General features: G+C 53.2%; 3 protein-coding genes and 2 pseudogenes. 1 reads left to right on the forward strand and 4 read right to left on the reverse strand.

Features of this window, described 5'->3' with window-relative positions; genetic code table 11:
- Positions 1-76: 76 nt before the first annotated feature.
- From FKP22_RS21255 to FKP22_RS21265, 3 genes and pseudogenes are all read right to left on the reverse strand, one after another.
- Positions 77-430 carry a hypothetical protein gene (locus tag FKP22_RS21255; RefSeq protein ID WP_170200999.1) on the reverse strand — a complete coding sequence of 118 codons (354 nt, stop codon included), beginning with the start codon at positions 428-430 and terminating at the stop codon, positions 77-79.
- A 17-nt stretch (positions 431-447) separates the two neighbouring features.
- Positions 448-2,118 carry an alkaline phosphatase family protein gene (locus tag FKP22_RS21260; protein WP_141289688.1) on the reverse strand — a complete coding sequence of 557 codons (1,671 nt, stop codon included), beginning with the start codon at positions 2,116-2,118 and terminating at the stop codon, positions 448-450.
- 128 nt (positions 2,119-2,246) lie between these two features.
- Positions 2,247-3,195, reverse strand: a pseudogene (locus FKP22_RS21265) (IS1595 family transposase).
- Between the two features lie 249 nt (positions 3,196-3,444).
- Here FKP22_RS21265 and FKP22_RS21270 point away from each other — a divergent pair.
- Entirely contained in the window at positions 3,445-4,500 is a 1,056-nt protein-coding gene (locus tag FKP22_RS21270; protein ID WP_141289689.1) for an alpha/beta hydrolase family protein, read from the forward strand.
- A 7-nt stretch (positions 4,501-4,507) separates the two neighbouring features.
- Here FKP22_RS21270 and FKP22_RS32405 read toward each other — a convergent pair.
- Positions 4,508-4,781, reverse strand: a pseudogene (locus FKP22_RS32405) (hypothetical protein); the annotation flags it as partial.

The following is a 4,781-nucleotide window of genomic DNA, read 5'->3' on the forward strand; positions in this document are numbered from 1 at the left end:
AGTGATTGCCATGAGGTCGCAGTGTTCCAGTCAAATCAGCAGCTTACAAGAGGCAATTTAAGTCCATTCGTCAGGTTCACCGCTGCTGCACCCTCCGGGTGGCGGCCTGAGGAGGGCTGAATACGTATCTGGCCGACTTGTCCAGGTCGAGCCCGCCCAGACGGCTGACTTTGAAGCTGCGCGTTGCGCGGCCTTCGGCCGGCTTGGTGTCGAGTTGTTCGCTGCCGCCAGCAGTCGAGCGCCAACCCGTGGGCGCACGGATTGCGAAAACGGTGCTCAGCGCGCCCGTTGCGGCGTGGTGCAGCTCGGTGCGCAGCCGAGCAAGCAGCGTTCCAATTCCACCATGAACCAAAACCACCCTTTGCGCGGCCTCAGCGGGCATGTTCAGGGCCACCGCGCAAGACAAATTCGGGATGAGTATTGAGATCACGGATTCAGGAATAAATATCAGCGTATTGCCTCAACCTTGGTCACAGGCCCCCATCCCGTAGATTGAGAGTAGGATGATTTAAGGAATAAAAATTTCTTCCCGTGCGGGATTGATGATAAGCGCGAGGCGCCGAAATATATCTCTACAGGTTTATAGGGGCAACTATCGCAAAAGATGGAGTCCCCATCGCTGCTGTTGCTCATGTTTAGCTCCGAGTAAATGGTGGCAGAAATATCAAGCAACTGGACTTGTTTGGGGCTGGTCTGAATCTCTCCGCTCTGGGCTGGGCGCTTGGATAGGATTAGTGGACGCAATCTGCGCATGACACCTGGTGTATCAAATGTTTCGTTAGTGGTTATCGCATTTTCAACATCGATAGGTACCTCCTTGGCGAAGGGGCCTGGATCAGAATTGACTGAATCGAATCCATGATCACTGTGTATTAGTATGAGGGAGTTATCGAAATTCTTTGCTTCCGCAATTGCTTGTAATATTCTGACCATCTGTAGGGTTGCGCATTTTGTTTGATCGTCATAACTCGTCGCCACCTCCTGTGTAACGGCGCATTGGGAATTTAGGAGAAATGGAGGGTGGGGAAGAATCAAATGCATATAAATATAATTGCCGGCCCGGTTTCTATTTTTCTCGTCCTTAATAAACTGATCGATTAAGGGAATGGACGCGGATTTATACTTGTGATACGACGAGTTGACGAAAATAGCCTCTAGCTTTCGTCGCGTCCATCTTTTTATGGGTATCGGGGTCAGCCGGACGGCAGAAACCAGTAGCAATGTTTGCAAGTGCTGGATGCGAGGGTTAATCCCCGCAAGCTCCATACTGGTGACAACATGCTGTGCACTGGGAAATGACCAATAGCGAGCTTTATCTGGGATGTACAAGGAGATGTTGAACCCGTTTTCTCTCAGGCGACTTCTGAATCCCCCGTACCTTGCTTTTTCCTGATATTCATAATAATTACCACCTCGAAATCCGACCCCTTGAAAGAAACTGGGTAAAGAGGCGTCTGTGCCTGTTTCGTTAGCATAGCTATTTTCGAAAAATGTAAACCCTGAAAATTCGTTTTTAATGTTAAGATTTCTGATCGTTTTAGAAAATTCAAGACCGGAGAATCCATCAAATACTATTTCATATATATTTCCTTTAAACTTGACTTGATGGATTGATTTATCACTGTTGATGATTGATTCTGCGTGAGGGGCATGGATTGAAGCTAACTGAATGCATGATGTTGCGGTTATGGCGCAGGTTAATAAAAAACCATAATTTTTACTGCTCAATATGGGGGTGAAGTATGAGATTAGGACAATTGCGGTTGCGAGGCAGGCTTGCCCTATGGTCTCAGTTTTTGATATTTTAATTTGGCTATTTCCATCAATGGGGCCCCATTGGGTTGTAAATAGTGCGTCAGAGAGGAGTATGAATACGCCGATGGTAAGCATGAATTTAATGTATCTGTTGCTGAGTTGGCCACAGATGCTTGTGATAAACAGGATGATCCAGCCTATGATTGCAATTGCCATGAAAGGTAGCAGGATAAAGGTATCCCATTCGAACTCATACGCATTCGATGAGAAAATGGTAATTGGGATGCAAAAAAAGGAGATAAAAATTGGTAAGGCGCTCGCGGTGGCATTTCTTGCATGAACCAAGTGATAATTGATTGTCATATTGTTTAATCGAGTGTTGGGTGTGTGGGTTGGTCTATGAGTCGTCATTCATCTCGACGATTTTCATTTCTTTCCATATATTTAGTGCAAGCATTGCACCGGCATTTCTGCTTCATTCTGTCTCCTGATTAGTCACGAGTCTCAGCTTGTTGGCGGATATCCCGCTCACTCAGTCGACGCCCGCGGGCCACATGTCTGAGCACGTCACTAAGCAACCCATGCAGGTCAAACCGACGTTTGAAACGGTAGTTGAAGGCGCCCAGATAGTGAGATGCGTGCTTGGCGAACCGAATGGCCTTGTGGGGCGCCGTTGATGGCTGTCTTGAGGTTGCACAGCATCGTGTTGACCCACTTGAGAATTTCCATCTCCCGCGGCTTGCGCTGGCCCACCACGATGAACGAGTGCGCGCAGCCCGCATCGATCACCCCGGCAAAGCAGCTGAGCCCGTCGCTGAGCATGCGCCGGGCCTAAGGTTCCAGCCCGCCCACTGCGCGACGGCCTACCGGGTGAAGCCGCCCAAGGCCGAGATCCTAGCTCGCACCGGGTTGCCCTGGTCATTGAGCGAGACCGCCGCCAGGATAGGCACCCTGGTGGGCGAGCTCCGCCCGCCAGGGTCAGGATGTTCTCCACCAAGATAGGCATCATCAAGCAGCACCTGGCCTTGCGGCGGCACCTGGGCGTCCGCCCGGGAAATCGTGTCCGTCAACTTGTGCTGCACCAACCAGGCGGTGCGGCAACTCACCCCCAGGTAGCGCTTCAAGGCCAGGGCCGACAAGCCTGTCTTGGCCTGGCTGATCAGCATCGCCAGAAACCAGGTCCTCAGTGGCAGTTTGGTGCCTTCCAGCACCGTGCCAGCGGTCGGCGAAGTCTGGTGCCGGCAGGCGCCGCACTGCAGCAACAGTGCGGCTGCCATGGCGAACGCGGTAGTGCCCCGTCCAGTCACAGGCTGGGCAATGAAAGCCGGTGGGCCAGCGCGCCTTCTCCAGCGCCAACGCGCATTGCACCTCGGTGCCAAAGTCCTGCATGAACTCGTGCAGCGACATGCCTTGCTGGAACTGAACTCGGTTCATCGCCATCACGATCTCCTGGGCTGCGAATCTGTTCAGGCTACGCAGCCACGGGCTCACAGGATGCGCCAGGATGAGGGGCATGACTAATCAGGTATCATTATAGCGATCACATTCGGCTGCGCGTATTTTGGTACCTTCATCATGCGCGCGATGCGAATTGGGAGGGACTGACGGAAAAGTGAACATTCGACCTGCTCGATCAACGTCATTGCTGATATCCGGCGTAATCGTCCTTTGGCGGGAGAGGTGGTTTGTATGATATTCATCAAAGGTCGTGTCAAGTTCATTGGTTTTTTGACCCTGACCTGCGTAGCGGCGGTAGTAATGGGCGGTTGGAAAGTCTACACACATCGTCTGAAGACGAGCCAGCAAACTTTATGGGACGACCATTCTGCAGTCAAGTGGGGCGTCGAGTTTGTGAAGGTCGGTATAGACAGCAGTTTCGACGGAAATTCGCAACCAGCCTATTTCTTAGCCGCCGCGGGTGGGCCGAAACCATTGCTTGTCAGCCTTCATACTTGGAGTGGCAGCTACGATCAGCGAGATCCGCTGGCTACGCTTGCGTACAAAGCGGGGTGGAATTATGTACACCCGCATCTGCGAGGACCGAACATGAACAAGGATGCCTGCCTAAGCGACAAGGTCATAGCTGATGTTGATGACGCGATCGGCTACGCGATGCAGCAAGGTTCCGTTGATGAACACAATGTCTTCGTCATCGGTGTTTCGGGTGGCGGCTACATAGCACTTGGTTCTTATTTGAAGACGCGAGCCACGGTCAAAGCTTTTCTGGCTTGGGCACCGATCAGCGATCTATCTGCCTGGTACCGCGAGTCCAGCGGCCAGAAGTCCCGCTACGCGGCGGACATTCTCAATTGCACGTCGGATGGTAGGTCTTTTGACAAGGCATTGGCGCAACAACGCTCACCAATGTACTGGGATGTGAAACCCAATCCAGCAACGCTTTTGGAGATCTATGCCGGCATTGAGGATGGTTACAGCGGCAGCGTGCCGATCACCCATTCGATCCAGTTCTTCAACCGAATGGCGAATGCGCTCGGATCGACTGACAGCCAAGTGAGCCAAGCCGACACGATCCGACTGCTGTCGCGTAGCGTGAGTAGGTCAGGTGTGTGGAACATGGCAGCGCCCAGCATCGGTGGACGGCAGGTCTTCTATCGACGAGAGACCGGCCCAGTTTCGCTGACGATTTTTCAGGGTGGCCATGAGATGCTGGCGGATTACGCTTTCTTCCGCATGCAGGAGTTGGCTGGGGAGCGTTCGCCGGAACTGCCGATGGGGTTGCACTGATGTTGCCTTAGCGCAAGCTCACACTCTGGCGCTTCCACTGCGGGTCCTGCCAACGCTGGAATGCAGCGAGGATCTGCGGGCTGCTGGCGCTCTTGTCGACTTCCAGGTTGCTTAGGCGCGTAACTTCGAAGCGGCGGATGTTGCGTGGGCCGAGCGTGCTAGTGTTGGCGGCGCTGTTGTCGGTACGGGTCTCGCGGGCGACCAGCAACTTGGGCTCGGGCTCTGCCGTCCATCCGGCGGCTTCGATGTAGCCCAGGTCGCTGCCCAGTGGGTTGCCGGCG

This window comes from Ideonella azotifigens (genome assembly GCF_006519715.1).
GTDB classification, from domain to species: Bacteria; Pseudomonadota; Gammaproteobacteria; order Burkholderiales; family Burkholderiaceae_C; genus Ideonella; species Ideonella azotifigens.